The organism is Pseudoclavibacter sp. 13-3, from assembly GCF_021168475.1.
Classification (GTDB): Bacteria; Actinomycetota; Actinomycetes; order Actinomycetales; family Microbacteriaceae; genus Pseudoclavibacter_A.
Genome location: NZ_JAJOZT010000001.1, coordinates 618,141 through 640,123 on the forward strand (window position 1 = coordinate 618,141; position 21,983 = coordinate 640,123).

General features: G+C 66.1%; 20 protein-coding genes. 3 read left to right on the plus strand and 17 right to left on the minus strand.

Going from position 1 to position 21,983, the window contains the following annotated elements; translation table 11 throughout:
- Window positions 1-13: 13 nt before the first annotated feature.
- From LRX77_RS02745 to gltX, 4 genes are all read right to left on the minus strand, one after another.
- On the minus strand, window positions 14-1,411 hold the full coding sequence (locus LRX77_RS02745; protein ID WP_231831308.1) for an NAD-dependent succinate-semialdehyde dehydrogenase: 1,398 nt from the start codon (window positions 1,409-1,411) through the stop codon (window positions 14-16).
- A gap of 501 nt (window positions 1,412-1,912) precedes the next feature.
- Window positions 1,913-2,515 (minus strand): ribosome hibernation-promoting factor, HPF/YfiA family, encoded by a 603-nt coding sequence (gene hpf, locus LRX77_RS02750; protein WP_231831309.1) that lies wholly within the window; start codon window positions 2,513-2,515, stop codon window positions 1,913-1,915.
- A gap of 95 nt (window positions 2,516-2,610) precedes the next feature.
- Window positions 2,611-3,540: an NAD(P)/FAD-dependent oxidoreductase gene (locus LRX77_RS02755; RefSeq protein ID WP_231831310.1), complete on the minus strand. Its 930-nt coding sequence runs from the start codon at window positions 3,538-3,540 to the stop codon at window positions 2,611-2,613.
- Between the two features lie 57 nt (window positions 3,541-3,597).
- Window positions 3,598-5,115, minus strand: coding sequence for a glutamate--tRNA ligase (gene gltX / locus LRX77_RS02760; protein WP_231831311.1), 1,518 nt, complete (start codon window positions 5,113-5,115; stop codon window positions 3,598-3,600).
- 252 nt (window positions 5,116-5,367) lie between these two features.
- Here gltX and LRX77_RS02765 point away from each other — a divergent pair, with 252 nt between their 5' ends.
- Both LRX77_RS02765 and LRX77_RS02770 read left to right on the plus strand, forming a co-directional pair.
- Complete coding sequence (locus tag LRX77_RS02765; RefSeq protein WP_231831312.1) at window positions 5,368-7,155, plus strand: cation:proton antiporter; 1,788 nt, start codon at window positions 5,368-5,370, stop codon at window positions 7,153-7,155.
- Window positions 7,156-7,168: 13 nt separating this feature from the next.
- Entirely contained in the window at window positions 7,169-7,597 is a 429-nt protein-coding gene (locus LRX77_RS02770; protein ID WP_231831313.1) for a type II toxin-antitoxin system PemK/MazF family toxin, read from the plus strand.
- Window positions 7,598-7,646: 49 nt separating this feature from the next.
- Here LRX77_RS02770 and LRX77_RS02775 read toward each other — a convergent pair whose 3' ends face one another.
- The 9 genes from LRX77_RS02775 to LRX77_RS02815 form a co-directional block, all read right to left on the minus strand.
- The gene (locus tag LRX77_RS02775; protein ID WP_231831314.1) at window positions 7,647-8,660 is read right to left on the minus strand and encodes an aldo/keto reductase family protein; all 1,014 of its coding nucleotides are present in this window, start codon (window positions 8,658-8,660) and stop codon (window positions 7,647-7,649) included.
- Between the two features lie 85 nt (window positions 8,661-8,745).
- The gene (gene dapF, locus LRX77_RS02780) at window positions 8,746-9,624 is read right to left on the minus strand and encodes a diaminopimelate epimerase (RefSeq protein ID WP_231831315.1); all 879 of its coding nucleotides are present in this window, start codon (window positions 9,622-9,624) and stop codon (window positions 8,746-8,748) included.
- Complete coding sequence (gene miaA, locus LRX77_RS02785) at window positions 9,621-10,586, minus strand: tRNA (adenosine(37)-N6)-dimethylallyltransferase MiaA (protein ID WP_231831316.1); 966 nt, start codon at window positions 10,584-10,586, stop codon at window positions 9,621-9,623. Before miaA ends, dapF begins: the two co-directional genes overlap by 4 nt.
- Window positions 10,583-12,088, minus strand: a complete 1,506-nt coding sequence (miaB, locus tag LRX77_RS02790) for a tRNA (N6-isopentenyl adenosine(37)-C2)-methylthiotransferase MiaB (protein WP_231831317.1) — start codon at window positions 12,086-12,088, stop codon at window positions 10,583-10,585. The genes miaA and miaB overlap by 4 nt, the downstream gene beginning before the upstream one ends.
- A 100-nt stretch (window positions 12,089-12,188) precedes the next feature.
- A complete protein-coding gene (locus LRX77_RS02795) occupies window positions 12,189-12,941 on the minus strand; it encodes a regulatory protein RecX (RefSeq protein ID WP_231831318.1) in 753 nt (250 codons plus the stop codon).
- Window positions 12,941-14,005 (minus strand): recombinase RecA, encoded by a 1,065-nt coding sequence (gene recA, locus LRX77_RS02800; RefSeq protein ID WP_231831319.1) that lies wholly within the window; start codon window positions 14,003-14,005, stop codon window positions 12,941-12,943. The genes LRX77_RS02795 and recA overlap by 1 nt, the downstream gene beginning before the upstream one ends.
- Before the next feature lie 206 nt (window positions 14,006-14,211).
- A complete protein-coding gene (locus LRX77_RS02805; protein ID WP_231831320.1) occupies window positions 14,212-14,448 on the minus strand; it encodes a DUF3046 domain-containing protein in 237 nt (78 codons plus the stop codon).
- A 9-nt stretch (window positions 14,449-14,457) separates the two neighbouring features.
- Entirely contained in the window at window positions 14,458-14,793 is a 336-nt protein-coding gene (locus LRX77_RS02810; RefSeq protein ID WP_231831321.1) for a helix-turn-helix domain-containing protein, read from the minus strand.
- 209 nt (window positions 14,794-15,002) lie between these two features.
- Window positions 15,003-15,329 (minus strand): carboxymuconolactone decarboxylase family protein, encoded by a 327-nt coding sequence (locus tag LRX77_RS02815; protein ID WP_231831322.1) that lies wholly within the window; start codon window positions 15,327-15,329, stop codon window positions 15,003-15,005.
- A gap of 247 nt (window positions 15,330-15,576) precedes the next feature.
- On the opposite strand from LRX77_RS02815, the gene LRX77_RS02820 reads away from it, so the two are divergent.
- Entirely contained in the window at window positions 15,577-17,034 is a 1,458-nt protein-coding gene (locus tag LRX77_RS02820) for an amino acid permease (RefSeq protein ID WP_231831323.1), read from the plus strand.
- Here LRX77_RS02820 and LRX77_RS02825 read toward each other — a convergent pair.
- The 4 genes from LRX77_RS02825 to LRX77_RS02840 are packed head-to-tail and all read right to left on the minus strand — an operon-like array spanning window position 16,983 to window position 21,926.
- The gene (locus tag LRX77_RS02825; RefSeq protein WP_231831324.1) at window positions 16,983-17,843 is read right to left on the minus strand and encodes a sulfurtransferase; all 861 of its coding nucleotides are present in this window, start codon (window positions 17,841-17,843) and stop codon (window positions 16,983-16,985) included. The genes LRX77_RS02820 and LRX77_RS02825 overlap by 52 nt on opposite strands.
- Before the next feature lie 53 nt (window positions 17,844-17,896).
- Window positions 17,897-18,406: a CinA family protein gene (locus LRX77_RS02830; protein ID WP_231831325.1), complete on the minus strand. Its 510-nt coding sequence runs from the start codon at window positions 18,404-18,406 to the stop codon at window positions 17,897-17,899.
- Complete coding sequence (gene pgsA, locus LRX77_RS02835; protein WP_231831326.1) at window positions 18,403-19,044, minus strand: CDP-diacylglycerol--glycerol-3-phosphate 3-phosphatidyltransferase; 642 nt, start codon at window positions 19,042-19,044, stop codon at window positions 18,403-18,405. Before pgsA ends, LRX77_RS02830 begins: the two co-directional genes overlap by 4 nt.
- A gap of 5 nt (window positions 19,045-19,049) precedes the next feature.
- Complete coding sequence (locus tag LRX77_RS02840; RefSeq protein ID WP_231831327.1) at window positions 19,050-21,926, minus strand: DNA translocase FtsK; 2,877 nt, start codon at window positions 21,924-21,926, stop codon at window positions 19,050-19,052.
- Between the last annotated feature and the right edge of the window lie 57 nt (window positions 21,927-21,983).

A 21,983-nucleotide genomic window follows, 5' to 3' on the forward strand; every position in this document is an offset into this window, starting at 1 on the left:
ACGCTCAGGCCGATCAGAACGGCGTGTTGATGTCCTGCACGTCGATCAGCTTCTTGTTCACGAACTCGTCGAAGCCGAGATCGATCAGCTCGTTGCCGAAGCCCGAGCGCTTGATGCCGCCGAACGGGATGTCGGCGAACACCCCGGTGGGATGGTTCACGAACACCATGCCGGTGTCGATGCGCTTGGCCACCTCGACGCCACGCGCCTCGTCAGCGGTGAACACCGAGCCGCCAAGACCGTAGGGCGAGTCGTTGGCGATGCGCACGGCGTCGTCTTCGTCTTTCGCACGGTAGAACGTGGCCACCGGGCCGAACAGCTCCTGGTGGTAGGCCGGGTTCTCCGGGGTCACGCCGGTGAGCACGGCCGGCTGGTAGTAGGCGCCCTGAGCCGGGATCGGCGCGCCGACCTCGACCTTGGTGGCACCGGCTGCGACGGCGCCGTCGACCTGTGCGGTCAGCATCTCTTTGGCGCGCTGTGACGACAGCGGAGCCATCGTCGTCTGCGGATCTTTCGGATCGCCGGGCTTGATCGTCGCGTTCGCCTCGGCGATGTACTTCTCGAGGAACTCATCGTAGAGCGCGTCGACGACGATGATGCGCTTGGCTGACACGCACACCTGCCCCGCGTTCCAGTTGCGACCGCGCACGGCGAGGTGCACCGCCTTGTCGAGGTCGGCGTCGTCGAGCACGATGAACGCGTCAGAGCCGCCGAGTTCGAGGGTGGCCTTCTTCATGGCCGCCCCGGCGACGGATGCGACGGCCGAGCCCGCCCGCTCGCTGCCGGTGAGCGCGACGCCGACGACGCGATCGTCTTCGAGCACGAGCTTGGTGTGCTCATGCGTGGCGAACACGTTGGCGAAGACGCCCTCGGGTGCGCCGGCGGCGCGGAACAGGTCGTCGAACGCCTGCGCGGCCTGCGGCACGATCTCGGCGTGCTTGAGAATCACGGTGTTGCCGGCGGCGATCTGCGGCGCAGCGGCACGGGCGATCTGGTAGTAGGGGAAGTTCCAGGGCTCGATCAGGTAGACCACGCCGAGAGGCTGCGTCACGAGCTGTGCCTTGCCCTCTGCCGGGTCGGCGACGGGGAGCACGCGCGGTGCCAGCAGCTCGTCGATGTGATCGGCGAAGTACTGCAGGATGTCGGCTGAGAGATCGACCTCGCCCAGCGCCTCAGCGGTCAGCTTGCCCATCTCGAGGGTGAGGATGTCAGCGTACTTCTGCTTGTCGGCGCGCAGCAGGTCGGCCGCCTTGGCGAGCACAGCGGCACGATCGGCCAGCGGAGTGTTTCTCCAGTCAAGGAAGGCATTGTGTGCTTTGGCGACCTTGTCGAGGATCTCCTCGTCAGTCGCGTTCGGAAAAGTGGCCACGACTTCGTTCGTGGCCGGGTTCACAGTCTGATACTGCAGCATGGATCTCCTTGGTCCGGTTTCGCGTGGCGTTCGCCGCACCGATCGAGGCACTTCCCCGTCGGCCCCGAGAATCCTGACTGCTGATCGCGGTGCGGCACTTCGACGCCACATCGCGTGAGTGAGGCGACTTCTGAGCGTCGACCCGAAGACCGAGTGTAGAACCGGAATGGTCGTGTGACGGTCTGCTGGCGCAGGGATGTGCCAGAACAGGACATCTCGCAGACGCAGTCACAGACACCTGCTGCAGAACTCCGCACACATGCGCGAAAGGCACGCATCGCCCTGACTCGCGCACCGCACCACCGCGATGATCGACAGCCTCGACATACCCCGCAGACGATGAATCCCCATGTCTCGACATATTCGTCAGAGACACGGGGATTCAACAATTCAGGCGCTCAGACGCCCAGACGCTCAGACGCTCAGACGCTCAGACGCCCAGACGCTCAGACGCTCAGAGCGTGACCTCAGCGGCTGGAGCCAAACCGTCCAGGATCGAGCTCACTCGTCGATGGTCTCTTCGGCCTCGCCCAAGGCGATCACGCCATAGTTGTAGCCCTTGCGGCGGTAGACGACACTCGACTTGCCGGTCTCGACGTCTTCGAAGAGATAGAAGTCATGCCCGACCAGCTCCATGCGGTCGACGGCCTGCTCGGGAGACAGTCGCTCGGCTGGGAACTCCTTGCGACGGATCACCAGCGGCGACTCCGGCTGCTCGTCGACAGCCGCCTCGCTCGCGACCGAGGCGTCAGGCACGACGACTCCGGCATCCACACTCACCTGAACACGGCTGGGGCGACCCTTCGAGATCTTGCGGCGATCTTTGCTGCGCCGCAGACGCTCTGAGAGCTTGCCCAGCGCCTGGTCGAACGCCGAGAAGCGGTCGCCGCCTTCGGCCTCGGCACGAATCACCGGGCCAGGAGCGATCACGGTGAGTTCGACACGTTCGCCGAGATCGGGAGTCTTGTCGTTGATGTTCGAGACCTTCACCTCGAACCGCTGAGCGCGGTCTGAGAGCTGCGTGACTTTGTCGGCTTTCTGATCAACATAGTTCTCGAAACGATCGGAGTTTTTCACTCCCCGTGCCAGGACGCTGATCTGCATGGCAGACCTCCTTCTGTCGTCGGCCGTGCCGAACACCGGCACCGCCGGGAATTAGGTTGCGACCATTGTACGGTACACAGCCGGCGACGGCGGCCTCAGCGACCTGGCGCGTCGAACGTCGCGAAGATCAGATCGTTGTTCAGCCCGATGCCGGCCCGAGCACCCTCACCCGCAGCGATGATCAGCTGCGACGGGGTGATGCCGCGCACGTCACCGGCGGCATAGACTCCGTCGACGCCTGAGCGACCGTACTCGTCAGTCTTGACGCCTCCGAGGTCGCCAGCCGTGGGCACAAGGTCGGCGACGACCTGCGGCAGGCTCCACTCGGGCTGCACGAACCCGCCGGTCGCCGGCAGCACGCGGCCGTCTGCGAGCTCGACCGACTCGAGACGGCTGCCGTCGCCGTGCAGCGCTGCGATCGGGGTGTCGTCGACCTCGATGCCCTGTCGGCCCAGCACCTCGGCCTGATGCGCCTCGATGATGCCCGAGCCGTTCGTGAGCACCACTTCGTGATCGGCCCACTGCGACGCTCGCTTGGCGGTGTTGACCAGTTCGGGGTTCTCGCCGATGACCACCAGCGACTGCTCGCGGCGTTCCCAGCCGTCGCAGTGCACACAGCTGAAGATGGTCGAGCCGTAGTAGCTGATCAGGTCTGGCACCTGCGGCAGGGTCTCAAGCACCCCGGTCGCCAGCAGCACCTTACGGGCCTGCACCTCGCCGCTGGGCCCGCCGCGCACTCCCTTGATCGATGCGGTGAATGCGCCGTCGACACCCGTGATGCGCTGCACCTCGCCCCATTGAAAGTGCACGTTGGGGTACGTCGCGAGATCTTCGCGACCCAGCTCGCGCAGCGTCATCGGCGGGGTGCCGTCGCGGGTGATGAAACCGTGCGACATATAGGTCGCACGGTTTCGCGGGCGATTGCCGTCGACCACGAGCACCTCGCGCCGGGCCCGGGCGAGCACCAGTGCGGCGCTCAGCCCGGCCGGTCCCCCGCCGACCACGATGCAGTCGTAGTTGTTCATCTGCAGCTCACCTCTCTGTGACCGTGCCGTTCGACGGGGTTGGATGCCACCCGTGTGTCAGAGACCGCGCTCGGCGAGCATCGCAGAGAAGCGATCGAACCGCGCGAACGTCTCATCGCGGCCGAGAATCTCGAGCGACTCGAAGAGCGGCGGAGAGACTCTGCGGCCAGAGATGAGCGTGCGGATCGGCCCGAATGCCAGGCGCGGCTTGACGCCGAGACCGTCGACCAGCGCCGTCTGCAGCGCGGCGTGGATGGCATCGGTGTTCCAGCTGGTGGCCGGCAGCGCCTCGAGCGCAGCCCGCGCAGCCGAGACCACCACTGCGGGATCGCCCTTGAGCTTCATGGCGTCATCCTGATACTCGATCTGATCTGCCGTGATGAACAGAAAACGCAGCATGTCGGGGGCTTCGCCCAACACGTTGAGACGCGGCTGCACCAGTGGCGACGCCTCATGCAGAATCTCGGCCTCTCGGTCGCTCAGCGGTGTGCTGACGAGCCCGCCGTGCTGCAGAAACTCGACGAGTCGAGCTTCGAAGTCTGCCGCATCAAGAGCACGCAGGTGATCGCCGTTGATGGCCGTGGCCTTCTTCAGGTCGAAGCGCGCCGGGTTCGGGTTCACATCGACGATGTCGAAGTGCTCGACCAGCTCGGCCGGGCTGAACACGTCGCGGTCGGGGGCGATCGACCAGCCCAGCAGCGCCAGGTAGTTGACCAGCCCCTCAGGGATGAACCCGTTGTCGCGGTGGTTGAACAGGTTCGACTCGGGGTCGCGCTTGCTGAGCTTCTTGTTGCCCTCGCCCATCACGAAGGGCAGATGGCCGAAACGCGGGATGAACGTGGTCAGCCCGATCTCGATCAGTGCGTGGTACAGAGCGATCTGCCGAGGCGTCGACGAGAGCAGGTCTTCGCCGCGCAGCACATGGGTGATGCCCATCAGCGCATCGTCGACCGGGTTGACCAGCGTGTAGAGCGGCTGCCCGTTGGGGCGCACCACGACGAAGTCGGTGAACGAGCCGGCCGGGAACACGATCTCGCCGCGCACCAAGTCGTCGTACGAGAGGTCGGTGTCGGGCACCCGCAGGCGCAGAGCGGGCTGACGCCCCTCGGCACGGTATGCCGCGCGCTGCTCGTCGGTGAGGTCGCGCTCGAAGTTGTCGTAGCCCTGCTTGGGGTTGCGCCCCTGTGCGACGTTGCGGGCTTCCATCTCTTCACCCGTGACGTAGCTCTCGTAGAGAAAGCCGGCGGCCTTCAGCTTTTCGATGACGTCTTGATAGATGTCGCCGCGCTGCGACTGACGGTACGGACCGTGCGGGCCGCCCACGTCGATGCCTTCGTCCCAGTCGAGGTGCAGCCAGCGCAGAGCCTCGACGATCTGCGCATAGCTCTCTTCGCTGTCACGCTCGGCGTCGGTGTCTTCGATGCGGAAGACGAATGTGCCGCCGACGTGGCGAGCATAGGCCCAGTTGAAGAGTGCGGTGCGCGCCATGCCGACGTGGGGTGTGCCGGTGGGCGACGGGCAGAAACGCACGCGGATGTCAGAACCGGTCGCGTGAGAGAAAAGGTCTGTGGTCATGATGACCCAGTCTACCCCGACAGATGTCGGGGAGCACAGTGCGGCGCGCGCAACCAGCGAGCGATCGCCGAGACGGATGCCGGAGGAGGCATCCGGCCAGACCGTCGGCTCAGGCCACCCTTATGACGATCAAATGTTTCATTAAACTATCGGTTCCGGCCGGGGCCACGGCTCTTGCGCAGACACGATGTATCATCGGCACCAATCTGCACCGCGACTCGGTCAACCGTCACACAGTTGAAGAGGGAACCCATGAACCACCTGCTGCTCTTCACCCTGCTCATGATGTCGGTGCTCATCACCGCCTTCGCGCGCCGACGCGGCTGGTCGTCTCCCCTGGTGATCGTCATCCTCACCTCGGCGATCTCGTTTCTGCCCTTCGTGCCCCACTTCGACATCGACTCCGAGCTGATTCTCACGCTGGTGCTGCCGCCGCTGCTGTACTCGTCAGCCCTCAACGTGTCGGTGATCAGCTTTCGCAAGAACCTGCGCGACATCTCGATGCTGGGCGTCGTGCTGGTGGTCGTCACGGCAGCCGTGGCCGGTTTCATCGCCTATATGGTGATTCCCGATATGACCTGGGCTGCGGCGCTGCTGCTCGGCGCGATCATCGCACCGCCGGATGCCGTGTCGGCTGCGTCGGTCGGGCGCAAGCTGAATTTGCCGAGACGCCTGATGACCGTGCTGCTCGGCGAGAGCCTCATCAACGACGCCACCTCGCTGACGCTGATGAAGGTGGCCCTCACCCTGGTCGGCGGGGCGGCCCTCACCTTCGCCGACGATCTCGGCATCTTCGGTCTGGCCGTCGGTGTCGGCATCGGCCTGGGCGTGGTCATGGGCGTGGTCTACAACTGGCTGCGCAGACGGCTCAACGACCCGGTGATCGAGTCGCTGCTCGGGCTGCTGCTGCCGTTCTTCGCCTACACCGGCGCCGAGCACTTCGGCGGCTCGGGCGTGCTCGCCGTCGTCGCAGCCGGTCTCCTGGTCGGCTACGCGTCTCCCACGTTCAACTACCGCACCCGTCTGCAGGACGAACCACTCTGGAACGCCATCGACGTGTTGCTCGAGGGCATGGTCTTCGCGCTCATCGGCCTGCAGCTGCACAGTGTCAGCACGAGCCTGGTCGACGGCGGACGCGGCATTCTATGGAGCCTGAGCGTCGCCGCTCTGGTGCTCGTCGCCGTGATTCTGGTGCGGCCGGCTTTCGTGTTCACCACCTACGGGCTGCAGCTCTTGGTGATGCGCCTGAGCCGAGGCCGACGTGGCAGATCGCCTGACCCAGCCGACGCATCCACCCCACCCGGCCGTCGAGCTGCCTCAGGAGACCCCAGTCTGCTGACCCGGTCGATCATGGTGCTGACGCCCGAGAACAGCTCGACCCGACGCTTCGCCGTTCGTGCGAAAGAGACCGTCAGAGCGTTCGGCAGTTCGCAGGATCCTCTCAAGTGGAACGAGCTGCTGGTGCTTTCGTGGACGGGGATGCGCGGTGTGGTGACGCTGGCGGCCTCGCTGAGCATCCCGGTGATGCTCTCTGACGGGTCGCGCTTTCCCGGGCACGACATGCTGGTCTTCATCGCGTTCGTCGTCACCGTCGGCACGCTGCTGCTGCAGGGACTGACCCTGCCGACGCTCATCCGAGTGCTCAACGTCGAAGACAAAGAACAGCCCAAGCGCGATCGCGCCGCACGTCAGCGGCTGCTGCGCACGAGTCTGGCCGAGGCCACCGACTTCGTCAAGAGGCGTGAGGGCAACTGGCGCAAGAAGTTCGGCGACGAAGCCGTCGACCGGGCGATCACGAACATCGAGTCGCGACTGAGCCGCATCGAGCACCAGCTCGACGCAGCAGAACACCAAGAAGTCACCGCACTCGCATCTCGGCATATCACCGAGCTGCGCCGCCAGGTGCTGCGCACTCGGCGCGAGATCCTGCTGCGCGAGCGCAACGCCGGGCACATCGACGAAGAGCTGATGCGCGAGGTGATGGCCGGGCTCGACGCCGAAGAGCTGGCGCTCGACGAGTCGGTCGTCGGGGCACGCTGATGGGCGGGCGCAGGTGAGCGGGTTCTGGTCGTCGTCTTCGGGTGCATGCATCGAGGTCTCGCTGCGCGGGCTTCGGTCGGCTGACACCGAGTGGACGGACGTGCCCAACGCATCCACCGGCTATGCCTTCGGCGAGATCGTCTGGACGTGGGTGCCCTTCGACGAGCGCGGTGATCACGGCAAAGACCGCCCCTGCGTCGTGGTGGGGTCGATCTCAGACCGAGGCGACCTGCTGATGGTCTATCTGACCAGCCGAGACCACGACGACGACGCCGATCATCTGTTTCTGGGCTACGGTGCCTGGGACCGCAGCGACCGGGGCAGCTGGGCCCAGGTGCGCAGACTCTTTCAAGTGCACCACACCGAGGTGAGAGACGGCGGCGCAGCGCTCGATCGCATGCAGGCGAGAGCGCTGCGCCGCACGCTGCGACTGCGCGACTGAGCGCGTTCGTCGTTCACGTCGTTCACGGGCAGCCGCGACGATTCGTCGATCAGCAGGGACGCGTCTTGGGCGCCCGCTCGGCCGTCTTGGCCGGATCGGTCTCGGCGAAGGGCAGGATGACCTCGTCGATCGCAGTGAGCGTCGCGTCGTCGAGTTCGACCTCGGCGGCCTGCACGTTCGAGGTGACCTGCTCGGGCCGTGAGGCGCCGATGATCGCGCCCGCGATGCCGTCGCGGTGCAGCACCCACGCCAGCGACAGCTGCGCGAGGGTGATGCCGTGGTCGTCGGCGATGGGACGCAGTCGCTGCACGGCTGCGAGCAGATCGTCATGCAGGAAGGGTGCGATCGTCTGAGCTCCGCCGTGCTCGTCGGTGGCGCGACTGCCGGCCGGCGGCTGCTGACCCGGCAGGTATTTGCCGGTGAGCACTCCCTGCGCGAGCGGCGACCAGACGATCTGCGAGATGCCGAGTGCCTTCGACGCGGGCACGACCTCGCCCTCGATGACGCGCCACAGCATCGAGTACTGCGGCTGGTTCGAGATGATGCGGAAGCCGGCCTGACGAGCGAGCTCCTGCCCGGCGCGCAGCTGGTCGGCCGTCCACTCTGAGACGCCGATGTAGAGCGCCTTGCCGGCGCTGACGACGTCTGCGAACGCCTGAATGGTCTCTTCAAGCGGGGTCTCGGTGTCGTAGCGGTGCGCCTGATACAGATCGACGTAGTCGGTGTCGAGCCGTTCGAGCGAGCCATTGATCGATTCGAGGATGTGTTTGCGGCTCAGACCGCAGTCGTTGTGCCCTTTGGGTCCGGTCGGCCAGTAGACCTTGGTGAAGATCTCGAGCGACTCGCGTCGCTGCCCGCGCAGCGCCTCGCCGAGCACCGACTCAGCCTTCGTGTTGGCATAGACGTCGGCCGTGTCGAACGAGGTCACCCCCGCATCGAGCGCCGCGTGCACGCTGGCGATCGCCGCGTCGTTCTCGACCTGCGACCCGTGCGTGAGCCAGTTGCCGAAGATGAGGGATGAGATTTTGAGGCCGCTGTCGCCCAGATACCGGAATTCAGTCATGAGTGCACGTTATCGCATGCACCGCCTCGGTCGCTGTGAACACGACGTGAACGTTCACAGGCTGGGCGAATGAGAACGGGCCCGTTCACACCAGGGTGAACGACCCGTCGAAGACCAGCTCGGCAGGCCCGCCCAACGCCACGTGCTCGCCGTCTTCGGCGGCGAACATGCGCACGGTGAGCGCTCCACCCGGCACCTGCACCCGCCACAGGTTCGGGGCGTGCTCCCCCATCCAGTGACGGGTGGCCAGTGCGGCGGCTGCAGTGCCGGTGCCGCACGACAGGGTCTCGCCGACACCGCGTTCGAAGACGCGCATGCTGATCTGTCCGACGCCGTCGACGATGGGCTGCTCCCCCAGCGCGACGAATTCGACGTTCGCCCCGGCTGCCGGAGCCGGGGTCAGCACGGGCTGCTCGATCAGTCGCAGCTGCTGCTGCGTGGCGCGATCCGGCAGCAGGACGACCACGTGCGGGTTGCCCAGATCGATGCCGAGGCCGGGCCGGCTCGCGTCGCCGAGTTCGTCGTCGACCGTGACGTCGCCGGGCACCAGGCTCCAGCGTCCGAGGTCGACCTGGAAGCCGGCCGCCGCAGTCTGCACGTCTTTGATGCCGGCGCGAGTGGCGACCGGCAGTGTGCTGCCCGGCGTGATCGCGGCCAGGCCCCGTGAGGTGAGAAAGCGGCTGAAGACGCGCACGCCGTTGCCGCACATCTCGGCGATGCTGCCGTCGGCGTTGCGGTAGTCCATGAACCACTCCGCGCGGGGCTCTTCGGCCAGCAGCGTGCGCCCCTCGGGCAGGTGCGCCGATCGCACGACGCGGATCAGTCCGTCGGCTCCCACGCCGAAGTGTCGATCGCAGATCTGCGCGACCTGCTCAGGCGCGAGGTCGAGCGCACCCTCGGCATCTTCGACCAGCACGAAGTCATTGCCGGTGCCCTGCCCCTTGGTGAACGCAATCGTGGTCATCGTCGCTCCGTTTCGTGATCTGCCAGCGCATCTGCGCCTGGTGCGAGGTCGTCGACCACAGCGTCGACGATGCGCTGGATATTCCGCGGGTCACCGGTCTGCAGCCGCACAGCATCATGGTATCGCCGAAACCAGGTGCGCTGCTTCTTGACGAGTCTCGTCGTGGCGAGCACCGTGGCACTGATCGCCTGGGCCTCGGAGCATGCGCCGTGCAGCTGGTCGAGCGCTTCTCGATAGCCTGTGGCGTGTATCGCCGTCGGGCTGGACGCGAGCCCCAGCCGCTCGAGCGCTCGCACCTCGTCGAGCATGCCGTCACGCCACATCGCCCGGGCGCGCTCGGCGATGCGTGTGTTGAGCACTGCGCGGTCGTCTTCGAGCACGAAGAGACTCGTCGGCTGCCACAGGGCTGCTGTCTCGGCGCGAAACGAACTGAAAGGGCGGCCGGTGAGGTCATACACCTCGATCGCGCGAATGACCCGACGTCGGTTGCGCTGGTCGATGCGCCCGGCTGCGATCGGGTCGACTGCGTGCAACCGCTGATGCAGCTGTTCGTCGCTCAGCCGCAGCGCCTGCAGCTCGAGTCTCGACCGGATGCTCGGGTCGGTTCCCGGCATCGACTGTCGGCGGATCACCGCCTCGATGTAGAACCCTGAGCCCCCCACCATGATGGGGTGCACACCGCGGCGCTGCATCTCGGTGATGACGGCCCGGGCACGCTCTCGGTACCAGGCCGCCGTCGACTCCTCAGTGACGTCGAGCTCGTCGAGCAGGTGATGGGGCACGTCACTGCGTTCGAGCGAGGTGATCTTCGCCGTGCCGATATCCATGCCCCGGTAGACCTGCATCGCATCGGCGTTGACGATCTCACTGGGGATGCCCTGCTCACGCAGGGCGAGGGCGACGTCGACGGCCAGTGCGCTCTTGCCCGTGGCGGTGGCGCCTCCGATGACGGTCAGCGTCATCGGGACGCAGTGGTGGCTCTGGTGGGGATGCTCGGCATGCCGAGGCTGACTCGTCCGTCGTCGACGGCGCAGGCGTCGGCTTCGGCTGCCTCCCAGGCATCACCAGACACCGTTCGACGCACCTGGTACTGGTCTGCGCTCGGATCGGCCAGCAGATGGAACGGTGCTGCCTCGGTCACGGGCACCGTCACGAAGTCGCCGGGACGCGGCTCTTCTGCCCCGACCGGCACGCTGAAGTGCACAAGACGGTTGTCGGCGGCACGGCCGCTCAGACGATGGTTCGCATGGTCTTTGCGGCCTTCTGCCGGGGCGACCAGCACCTCGACGCTGCGGCCGATCTGGTGACGGTTCTCTTCGAGCGAGATCTGGTTCTGCACCTCGACCAGTCGCTCGTAGCGCTCTTGGACCACGGCCTTCGGCACCTGATCGGGCATGGTGGCGGCGGGCGTGCCGGGACGAATCGAGTACTGGAACGTGAACGCACTCGCGAAGCGCGACCGGCGCACGACGTCGAGCGTCTGCTCGAAGTCTTCGTCGGTCTCACCAGGGAATCCGACGATGATGTCTGTGCTGATGGCGGCCTCGGGCATGCGGTCTCGAACACTGTCGAGGATGCGCAGGAACTTGGCGCTGCGATACGAGCGACGCATCGCCTTGAGCACCCGGTCAGAGCCCGATTGCAAGGGCATGTGCAGCTGAGGCATGACAGAAGGGGTGTCAGCCATGGCCTCGATGACGTCGTCGGTGAACATCGCCGGGTGCGGGCTGGTGAAGCGCAGGCGCTCCAGGCCGTCGATGTCACCGGCAGCGCGCAGCAGTTTGCCGAACGCTCTGCGATCGCCGAAGCCGACGCCGTAGGAGTTCACGTTCTGCCCGAGCAGCGTGACCTCGATCACGCCCTGATCGACGAGGGCTCCGACCTCGCTGAGCACGTCGCCCGGGCGCCGGTCTTGCTCTTTGCCGCGCAGGGATGGGACGATGCAGAACGTGCAGGTGTTGTTGCAGCCCACCGAGATCGAGACCCAGCCCGAAGCATGAGACTCCCGTTTGCTGGGCAGAGTCGACGGAAAGACCTCGAGCGATTCGAGAATCTCGACCTGAGCCTCATGATTGTGTCGTGCACGTTCGAGCAGCACCGGCAGCGAACCCATGTTGTGGGTTCCGAAGACCACATCGACCCAGGGGGCCTTCTCGATGATGCGGCCCTGGTCTTTCTGGGCGAGGCAGCCTCCGACGGCGATCTGCATGCCTTCGTGCTCGCGCTTGACCGAGGCCAGGTAGCCGAGGTTGCCGTAGAGGCGATTGTCGGCGTTCTCACGAACGGCACACGTATTGAGCACGACGACGTCGGGCTCCTGCCCGTCTGCTTCGACGTAACCGGCGGCCTCAAGCGACCCGCGCAGGTGCTCGGAGTCGTGCACGTTCATCTGACAGCCGAACGAGCGCACTTCGTAAGTGCGGGGCTGCTCGGTGTGTGGTGCGCTCTGTTCGATGGTGCTCATGATGAAGTCATTCTAGGCGACGTCGGCGATCGGGCCGAACGCCGCTGATCTGGGGGATCTGCCGGGTGCTGAGGCTTCTGGGAGGATGCCTCCGGCAAACTCAGCCGAGCACTCGAGCGATCGCCAGGTGAACCGTCTCGGAGTCGAAGCCCTTGCGCTGCAGCGTCGCTGAGAGCCGCTGGCGCTGCACCGCAGGCTGCTGGGCACCAAGGCTGCGCAGCCGCTTGCGTGCAAGTGCCTCAGCCTGATCGATCTGCTGGTCGTCATCGAGCTCGGCGAGAGTGTCGTCGATCACCGAACGGTCGAGCCCACGCTCTTCGAGCGCACGTCGAATGACGATCGTGCCCTGGCCTCGACGCCGCAGAATCTGCTCAGCGATGTCTTGGGCGATCTGCCGGTCATCGATGTCGCCGCGCTGCTGGGCCTCAGCGATCACCGCGTCGACCGCCGAGGGAGCGATCTCATGTGCGCAGAGCGCGCCGCGCAACTCTGCCTCTGTGCGGTCGCGACGCGTCAGCAGACGGTCGAGCTCGGCGCGGGCCTGCAGCAGCTCGGGATCGGCTCCCAGCATCTCTCCGAGGGCCGTCGCCGCGTCGGTGGCGCCGGCCAGCGCTGCGTCTGCAGCGGGTTCGTCGCCGGGATGCCCGCTGTTGCACGTCGTGGCTGCCGCAGATGCCTGCGATGGAGCCTCTGCCAGACCGTGGCCCTGCGCGGCGCGATGACGCTGTGCGAGCGAGATCACCCGGGCCTCCGCGCCCGTCTGCCGATGCTCGGGAGCAGTCGCAGCCGGCTCGACCTGCTCGCCGGCGTCTCTGCGCCAGGTCCCCAGGCTGACGACGTTGTCGTCACTCATCAGGCCCCTTTCGCCACGCGCTTGCCGTCGAGCGACTCGACGTTCGACTCTTCTGCGGCCTCGGGCCCGTCGATGATGCCCAGGCTGACCTTGATCTTTGTCTCGATCTCGTCGGCGATCTCGGTGTGGTCTTTGAGGAACTGACGAGCGTTCTCTTTGCCCTGACCGAGCTGCTCGCCCTCATAGGTGTACCAGGCACCTGACTTGCGCACGAAGCCGTTCTCAACGCCATAGTCGATGAGGCTGCCTTCACGGGAGATGCCCTCGCCGTAGAGGATGTCGAACTCGGCCTGTTTGAACGGCGGCGCCATCTTGTTTTTGACGACTTTGACACGTGTGCGGTTGCCCACCGCACTGCCGCTGTCTTTCAGCGTCTCGATGCGACGGATGTCAAGACGAACCGACGCGTAGAACTTCAGCGCCTTACCGCCTGAGGTGGTCTCAGGGCTGCCGAAGAACACCCCGACCTTCTCACGCAGCTGGTTGATGAAGATCGCGGTGGTCTTCGAATGCGAGAGCGCACCGGTGAGCTTTCGCAGCGCCTGGCTCATCAGTCGAGCCTGCAGGCCGACATGCGAATCGCCCATGTCGCCCTCGAGCTCGGCTCGCGGAACCAGCGCGGCCACCGAGTCGATGACGATGACGTCGATCGACCCAGAGCGAATCAGCATGTCGGCGATCTCAAGCGCCTGCTCGCCGGTGTCGGGTTGAGAGACGAGCAGCTGATCAATGTCGACACCGAGTTTGTGCGCATAATCAGGATCGAGCGCATGCTCGGCATCGATGAACGCCGCGATGCCGCCGTTCTTCTGGGCGTTGGCGAGCGCGTGCAGAGCCACCGTTGTCTTGCCTGACGACTCAGGGCCGTAGATCTCGACGATTCGGCCTCGTGGCAACCCGCCGATGCCGAGGGCGGCGTCAAGGGCGATCGATCCCGTGGGAATCACTTCGACAGGCGCACGCTCGTCACTGCCCAGTCGCATGACCGACCCTTTGCCGAACTGGCGGTCGATCTGTGCCAGCGCCGTGTCAAGCGCCTTCTGACGATCATTTGCTGCAGCCATGTGCTTCCTCATCTCTGGTCGACGTTCACATCCTGTGATGAAGATCACGCTAGAGCCGACCACTGACATTCATGTGCGACGTCGGCTGCCTGTGGAGAGATCCATGGGCGACGACGTGTTCTGCAGAGAACGTTAGCAGATGATTCGAAGATGTGTTCGAAGAGCGTGCTGCGTGTCATCAAAGCCCGAGCGGCGCCTGGAGCGCTTCACGAACGCCGCTGATGCTTCGCAGCCTTGGGGTCGACGCCGTGCCAACGGCTCTTGGGCACATCGGCTGCGGCGCACAGCGCCAGCCAGACTTCGCGCGGCTCATCGCCTCTTGCCAAGGCGACTCTGCCGGTCACGTCGCCGCAGGCGCCGAGCACGAGGTCATCGACCAGAACCTGCCCGTACGCGCTGCCGAACTCGTTCTCGATGAACTCCCAGAACTGACTGGTGCGCATTCGCCGCGCTCAGCGCGCCGTCGGAGCGTAGCGGTCGACGTCGTCGAGCAGCTCGTCTGGAATGGTGTCGGGAATGCCCGCCATGTCTTCGAAGGGATGCGCCGTAATGCCTTCGAGTGTCGCCATGCGGTCGCTGACCTGGCGCATGATCTGCGAGACTGGCACATCGAGCGCGTCGGCGACCGATGCCAGAATCTCGCTCGAGGCCTCTTTCTGCCCGCGCTCGACCTCACTGAGATAGCCGAGCGCCACACTGGCGCGTCCGGCGACCTGCCGAAGCGTGTGGCCGCGTTCTTGTCGCAGATCCCGGAGCACGTCACCGAGCTCCTGCCGAAGCAATACCATCGGTTCTCCTCTCCGGCCCGCTTGAGCCTGTCTGTGCGGCTACGAACCAGAGTAGCCCACCCCGGTGACAAGGTATGCAGAGTGACAGCTCATGCACAAGCACTGATTGCCACGGGGTTCGGTCGATACAACGAGGGCGCATCGCGCGCTATTCCCACGGCTCTGGCACATGCTCGTGGCACTGTGACGCACGAGACGTCGAGTCCTCTTCAGTGCCGGTGCGCGTCGGCGGCCTGGAACGCCAGCCTCCCGTGGGCATAGGCTCCCCCGGCACGCAGCGCCGCAGCGACCCAGGCGGCCTCGGCCAGCTCAGTGTCGGTCGCGCCCGCTGCGACCGCCCGCGCCGTGTGCCCCTCAATGCAGAACTCGCACTGAGTGGTGAATGCCACTCCCAGTGCGATCAGCTCGAGATACTTGACCGGGATCTCACGCTGGTCTGAGAAGACGGCGTCGTTGAACGCGCCGAACGCCTTGAGCACATCAGGGGTGCTCTCCCGGTAGACCCTGCCGTACGCTTTGCTCTCCTGCTGTGCCATCCTGCACCTCTCCGTTCGTTCCCGGCGACCTTACCCGCACACATCAGCGAGCATCCGCCGAGCCGACGCACGACGTAACAGTGCGCCGCGCAGGCGAGCCCGACGCCGCCGTGCCGGTCACGCCCGACGCCCCGGCAGTAGACTCGTCCGAGATCCGTGCGGCACACCGAGCAGCGAGACCGCCTCGCTCCCAGCTTCATCGCGGCCTCCGACAGGCCGCTGTGCCCGCCGAGAGATGAGGAGTCCCATGCCTGACGGGCAGACGAGCGCAGAGACGAGCTCAAGCACGACGCAGCCGAGCGGCGGCTTTCGCACGAGGCATCTGACCATGATGGGCCTGGGCTCGGCCATCGGCGCCGGACTCTTTCTGGGCAGTGGCACCGGCATCGCAACAGCTGGCCCGGCGATCATCGTCTCGTACGCCGTCGCCGGCGTACTCGTGCTCATCGTGATGCGAGCCGTCGCAGAGATGGTGTCGGCCCGCCCTTCGACCGGTTCGTTCGCGACGTACGCATCGCAGGCCTTCGACAAGAAGGCGGGCTTCACACTCGGCTGGCTCTACTGGTTTCTGCTCATCATGGTGCTCATCGCCGAGATCAGCGGCGCCGCCGGCATCCTCAACTCGCTGATACCGGCCGTGCCGCAGTGGGTCTGGGCGCTCATCTTCGTCGTCGCGTTCGCCGTGGTCAACCTCTGGGGCGTGCGCAGCTTCGGCGAGTTCGAGTTCTGGCTCTCAGGCGTCAAAGTCGCCACTGTCGTGGTCTTCTTGGTCATCGGCGTCGCCCTCATCGCCGGCGTTCTGGGTGACGGTCCGGTGGGCTTCTCGAATCTGGTCGACCACGGCGGCTTCGCACCGCAGGGCATCAGCGGCATCGCCGCCGGACTGCTCGCCGTGATGTTCAGCTTCGGCGGCATCGAGATCATCACGATCGCCGCTGCCGAGGCCGAGCGACCGCGCGAGGCGATCCGCGCGGCGACCAAGAGCATCTTCTGGCGCATCTTGATCTTCTACATCGGCAGCATGCTCGTCATCGTCACCCTGCTGCCGTGGAACGACCCGGCCGTGAACGGCCCGAACGGCCCGTTCGTGGCAGTGCTGCAGCTGGCCCACGTCCCGGCCATCGCAGTCATCATGCAGGTCATCGCCGCCCTCGCACTGCTGTCGGCGTTCAACGCGAACATCTACGCGACCTCGCGCATGGCCTATTCGCTCACCGCTCAGGGTGAGGGGTTCGCTCCCCTGCTGCACCTGTCGAAGCGAAAGGTGCCGGCAAACGGCGTCATGGTCTCGATCGTGCTCTCGCTCGTCGGCGTGTTCCTCAATTGGTGGATTCCCGGTCAGGTGTTCACGGTGCTGCTCGACCTGGTGGGTGCCGCACTCGTGGTCGTCTGGGCAGGCATGCTCGCCTCGCAGCTGCGACTGCATAGTGAGCTCGAGCGCGAGGGCTCGATCACGCTGCGCATGTGGTGGCACCCATGGCTGTCATGGATCGGTCTGGCCGGTCTCGCCGCGTTCGCCGCTCTGATGCTCTGGAACGACCAGACGCGCTGGCAGCTGCTCGGCACGATCGCCATCACGCTGGCGATCTGGCTGATCGGGCTCGTCAGGGGCGTCGACCGTCACCGGCGCGACGCGCTGTCACACGAGGCGGGTCAGGTCAGCGGGCCCGTCGCGACGGGGCGTCCGGGTGTCAACGACCATTGACTCCACGAGCCCGGATAGAGCGCCGCATCGATCCCGGCGATGCTGAGCGCCAGAATCGTATGGGTCGCCGACACACCTGACCCGCAGTGCACCGCCGTGGGAGTCGAGCCGTCGACGCCGAGGCCGGCGAAACGGTCGCGCAGCTCGCTCGCCGGGCGGAACGTGCCGTCGTCGGCGAGGTTCTCATCGGTCGGCGCGTTCACGGCTCCGGGGATGTGACCGGCCTGTGGGTCGACCGGCTCGCTCTCGCCTCGGTAGCGTTCTCGTGCGCGGATGTCGACCAGAGTGCCCTGCTGCGGCAGATGGCCCGCCTCGTCCATGGTGACGGTCGGCAGATGGCCGAAGCGCACGGTCACCGTGCCGTCGTCGGCCGCTGCGACGTCACCGGATTGCAATGGTCGCCCCTCGGCTCGCCACTTGGCGAGCACTCCGTCGAGCAGCCTGACGCTCTCGAAGCCGGCGTCGCGCAGCAGCCACCACGCACGGGTCGCGGCTGTGCCGCTGACATCGTCATAAACCACCACCACGTCGTCGGGGCGCAGCCCCCACCGGCGCACGGCCCGCTGAAAGCGCTCGGCAGACGGCAGCGGATGCCGTCCGAGCTGCGGTGTGGCAGGATCAGCCAGTTCGTCGTCGAGGTCGACGTAGATCGCTCCCGGCAGGTGCGCGGCGAGATACTCGTCATGGGTGTGGTCATTGCCGAGCTGCCAGCGCACGTCGAGCAGCACCAGACGGGGAGCATCCGCCTGCCCCTGCTCGTCGATGAGCTCGGCGGCGGCGGCGGTCGAGATGAGTGGATCGACGGTCATGAGACTCCTCTGTCGGTGAGATCTCTGCACGGCATCGCTCAGAGCGGTGGCGGTCAGCGCATGCCGAGGTCGATGTGCTCCCAGAGGTGGTCGAGCGCGGCTGAGACCGTCGCCTCGCGAATCGCCTGTCGGCTGCCGCCGAAGTGGTGCGCGAAGTGGGTGACGCCAGATTGCGACGCCAGGCCGATGAAGACTGTGCCCGGAGGCTGTTCATCCTGCCAGTCGGGGCCGGCGACTCCTGTGGTCGAGATGCCCACCGTCGACACCAGCGGCCCCTGTGCCAGCCGCTCGCGCACGCCGAGGGCCATCTCTTCGGCCACCTGTGGATCGACCGCGCCTCGTTCGTCGAGCAGCTGCTTGTCGACGCCGAGCAGTCGATGCTTGAGCGGCGTCTGGTAGGCCGTGATGCCTCCGGCGAGCACCTCCGATGCACCGGGCACATCTGCCAGTGCGGCGCTGACGAGACCGGCGGTGAGCGACTCGGCGACGGCGATGGTGAGACCGAGCCGCGTGTAGTGCTGAATGATGAACCCCTGGCGGCTGATCGGCTGTTCTGCCATCATCGTGTGCCTCCTGACTGTGACGAATCGTCGACGGCCGAACGGGATCGGTGCCCGCGAACGGCATCGACGACATAGGCGATGCCGCTGTAGAGCGTGAGCAGCACAGCAGCGGCGAGCAGCACCCACGTCACCCATTGGAACCAGACGACGTGCAGCGCGAAGGGAGCGAGGGCACAGGCGATGGCCACCGACTGCACCACCGTCTTGAGCTTGCCGGCTCGCGAGGCCGGGATCACCAGGTGCGAGCGCAGAGCGATGATGCGATAGACCGTGATGCCGATCTCGCGCACCAGAATGACGATCGTCACCGCCCACCACACGTCGCCGACGATGCTCAGCCCGATGAGCGCCAAACCGGTCATGCCCTTGTCTGCTATCGGATCGGCGATCTTGCCGAAGTCGGTGACCTGCCCCCGGCTGCGCGCGAGATGACCGTCAACGCCGTCTGAGGCCATGGCCACGACGAACAGCGCAGTCGCCCACCAGCGCAGACTGCCGCCATGCGGCCCCGCAGCGTCGACCAGAAGGAGCGCGAAGACCGCGGGTGCGAAGAGGATGCGCACGACCGTGATCGTGTTCGGCAGGTTCCAGGGCGACGGCTGCGCGTCGCTCGAGCGTGCCGGTGTGGGTGTGGTCATCTGGATCATCTTCCTGTCAGCTGCCAGGCGTCCTGACTCGAGCCGCCTTGCCGCCGGGCGTCGTCCAGATCGCCCAAGTCGTTCGAGAGCACCGGTTTGCTGGGATCGACGCCTCGGGCGTCGGGCCCTGTGGGAGCGTGGTTGTCGGGGCCGGCATAGCCGGCGACGTGCCCGCGGGCCGCGGCGGGGCTGGTGGCGTGTTGGGCGTTGCGATCGTCGCGGGCAGGCCCGGCCTCAGTGCCGGCAGAGCCGGTCGGGTGCCCGCCGCTGGGAGCACCGCCGCCCGCAGAGGGCGGCGCAGCGCCGTCGGCGCCGTCGTCATCGGAGTCGTAGATGCTGTCGCGCTCGCCTCGAAGATAAGCCAGCACGTTCGGCAGATACTCTGGTGTCACGAGCACGTCGCGTGCCTTCGACCCCTCGGAGGGGCCCACGATGTCACGAGACTCGAGCAGATCCATGAGGCGTCCGGCTTTTGCGAAGCCGACCCGCAGTTTGCGCTGCAGCATCGACGTGGACCCGAACTGATTCGAGACGATCAGCTCGGCCGCGGCCAGCAGGTCTTCGAGGTCGTTGCCGATGTCTGCGTCGATGTGCTTCTTCTCGGCCTCGGGTGCGGCCGTGACGTCTTCGCGGTAGTCCGGGTTCGCCTGCTGACGAACGTGATCGACGATCTCATGGATCTCGCCCTCTTCGACCCAGGCGCCCTGCACACGGGCCGGCTTGTTCGCCCCCATCGGCAGGAAGAGCGCATCGCCCTGCCCGATCAGCTTGTCTGCGCCGGCCTGATCGAGAATCACTCGGGAGTCGGTGACGCTGGTCACGGCGAACGCGAGGCGGCTCGGAACATTGGCCTTGATGAGCCCGGTGACCACGTCGACGCTCGGGCGCTGCGTCGCGAGCACCAGGTGGATGCCGCTGGCACGAGCGAGCTGGGTGATGCGCACGATCGAGTCTTCGACGTCTTTCGGTGCGACCATCATCAGGTCGGCGAGCTCGTCGACGACCACCAGCAGATAGGGATACGGTCGCAACACGCGCTTCGAGCCGGCAGGCGGCTGCACCTCACCGTTGACGACGGCCTTGTTGAAGTCGTCGATGTGTTTGAAGCCGTAGTTCGCCAGATCGTCGTAGCGGTGATCCATCTCTTTGACCACCCACTGCAGCGCGTCTGCCGCCCGTTTGGGGTTCGTGATGATCGGTGTGATCAGGTGCGGCACACCGGCGTAGTTCGAGAGCTCCACGCGCTTGGGATCGACGAGCACGAGTCGCACCTGTGCCGGCGTCGAACGCAGCAGAATCGAGGTGATCATCGAGTTCACGAAGCTCGACTTGCCCGACCCCGTGGAGCCGGCCACGAGCAGGTGCGGCATCTTGGCGAGGTTCGCCAGCACGAACCCGCCTTCGACATCTTTGCCCACACCGATGGTGAGCGGGTGGTGGCTCTTCTGCGCCGCGGGTGACCGAAGGATGTCGCCCAAGTGCACGGTCTCGCGGTCGCGATTGGGAATCTCGACGCCGATGGCCGACTTGCCCGGGATCGGCGAGAGGATGCGCACGTCGGCGCTGGCCACCTGATAGGCGATGTTCTTGCTCAGCGCGGTGAAGCGCTCGACTTTGACGCCCGGGCCGAGCTCGACTTCGTAACGGGTGACCGTCGGGCCTCTGCTGAAACCGGTCACCTTGCCGTCGACGCCGAACTGCTGCATCACGTCGGTGAGCTGTGCGATGACCTCGTCATTGACCTTGGTGCGCGCCTGAGCCGGTGCACCCTTGCTCAGCAGGGCGATGTCGGGCAGCTGGTAGGGATGCTCCGGGTCGTCGAACGAGGCAGGCTCAGGCTCGAAGGTGTCTGGCTCGTCGCTGGGAGCGGCACCGTGCTCGCCCTCGCTGAGCACCTCGGTGTGAGTGTTGTCAGCGGCATGGACGGTCGCGGCGGGTTCGTCTGGAATGTCGAAGAGCGCGGCGACTTCGTCTGCGGCAGGGGTCTCTGCACTCTCGATCGCCTCGTGTTCGGCGGCCTCGGCGGCCTTCTTCGCTCTACGTTCGGCGCGGCTCGGGCGGGTGCGCCGACCGGGCTGTTCCGGGGTCTCTGCAGAACGGTCGCTCGTCAGCAGCGGACGTGTCGGGGGCAGCTCTTCACCAGGACGCCTCTCGACGTCGGCGGCATCGTTCGGGGCGGCGTGGTCGACGCCGAACATGTAGGCGTACGCTTCTCGCAGCCGATTCGGGATGCGGTTCGGCGGCGTCTTCGTGAGGATGAGCAGCGAGAGCAGCAGCAGCACCGTGAGCACCGGCACGGCAAACCAGACGGTGAGACGGATCGGCAGGAATGCGACGGTGAAGCCGATGATGCCGCCAGCCTGGGCGACACGCTCGAGGCCGTCGTCCGCTGGAACGGGATTGCCTGCCGCGACCTGCCAGAGGCCGGCGAGCATGGCGACGAAGAGTCCGAGGCCGATGCCGATGCGACCGGTCTCAGCAGCCTTGACCGGATGATGGAAGAGCCAGAGGCTGAGCAGGAAGAAGAGCACTGGCAGCAGCGTGGCCGACCCGCCGAAGAGAGCGCCGAACGTCGCGGTGTGCAGGGCGTGACCGACGGCGGAGGTCGGCAGGAACCACTCGACGATGACACCGAGAACGGCCAGCACGAAGAGCGCGAAGGGAAAGCCGTCGCGGCGTTCGTCTGCTGGCACCTTGTCGGGTGCGAACGCGCGTGCGGCGGCTCCCACGCCATGGGCGCACGCGATGTAGGCACGCCTCACGAACGGACCGAAGCCCTCGCCCTCAGTCTGCACGCGCTTGGCCTCGCCCTTCTGCGTGTCTTTGAGCACGCGGGTCTTCGCCGTCTTCGCAGCGGGTTTCGTTCGGGGTTGTCGAGCCATGGCCTCAACGGTACCGCCAGCCGCAGACGCTTGCACGCGTACACGCTGGCGGCACCG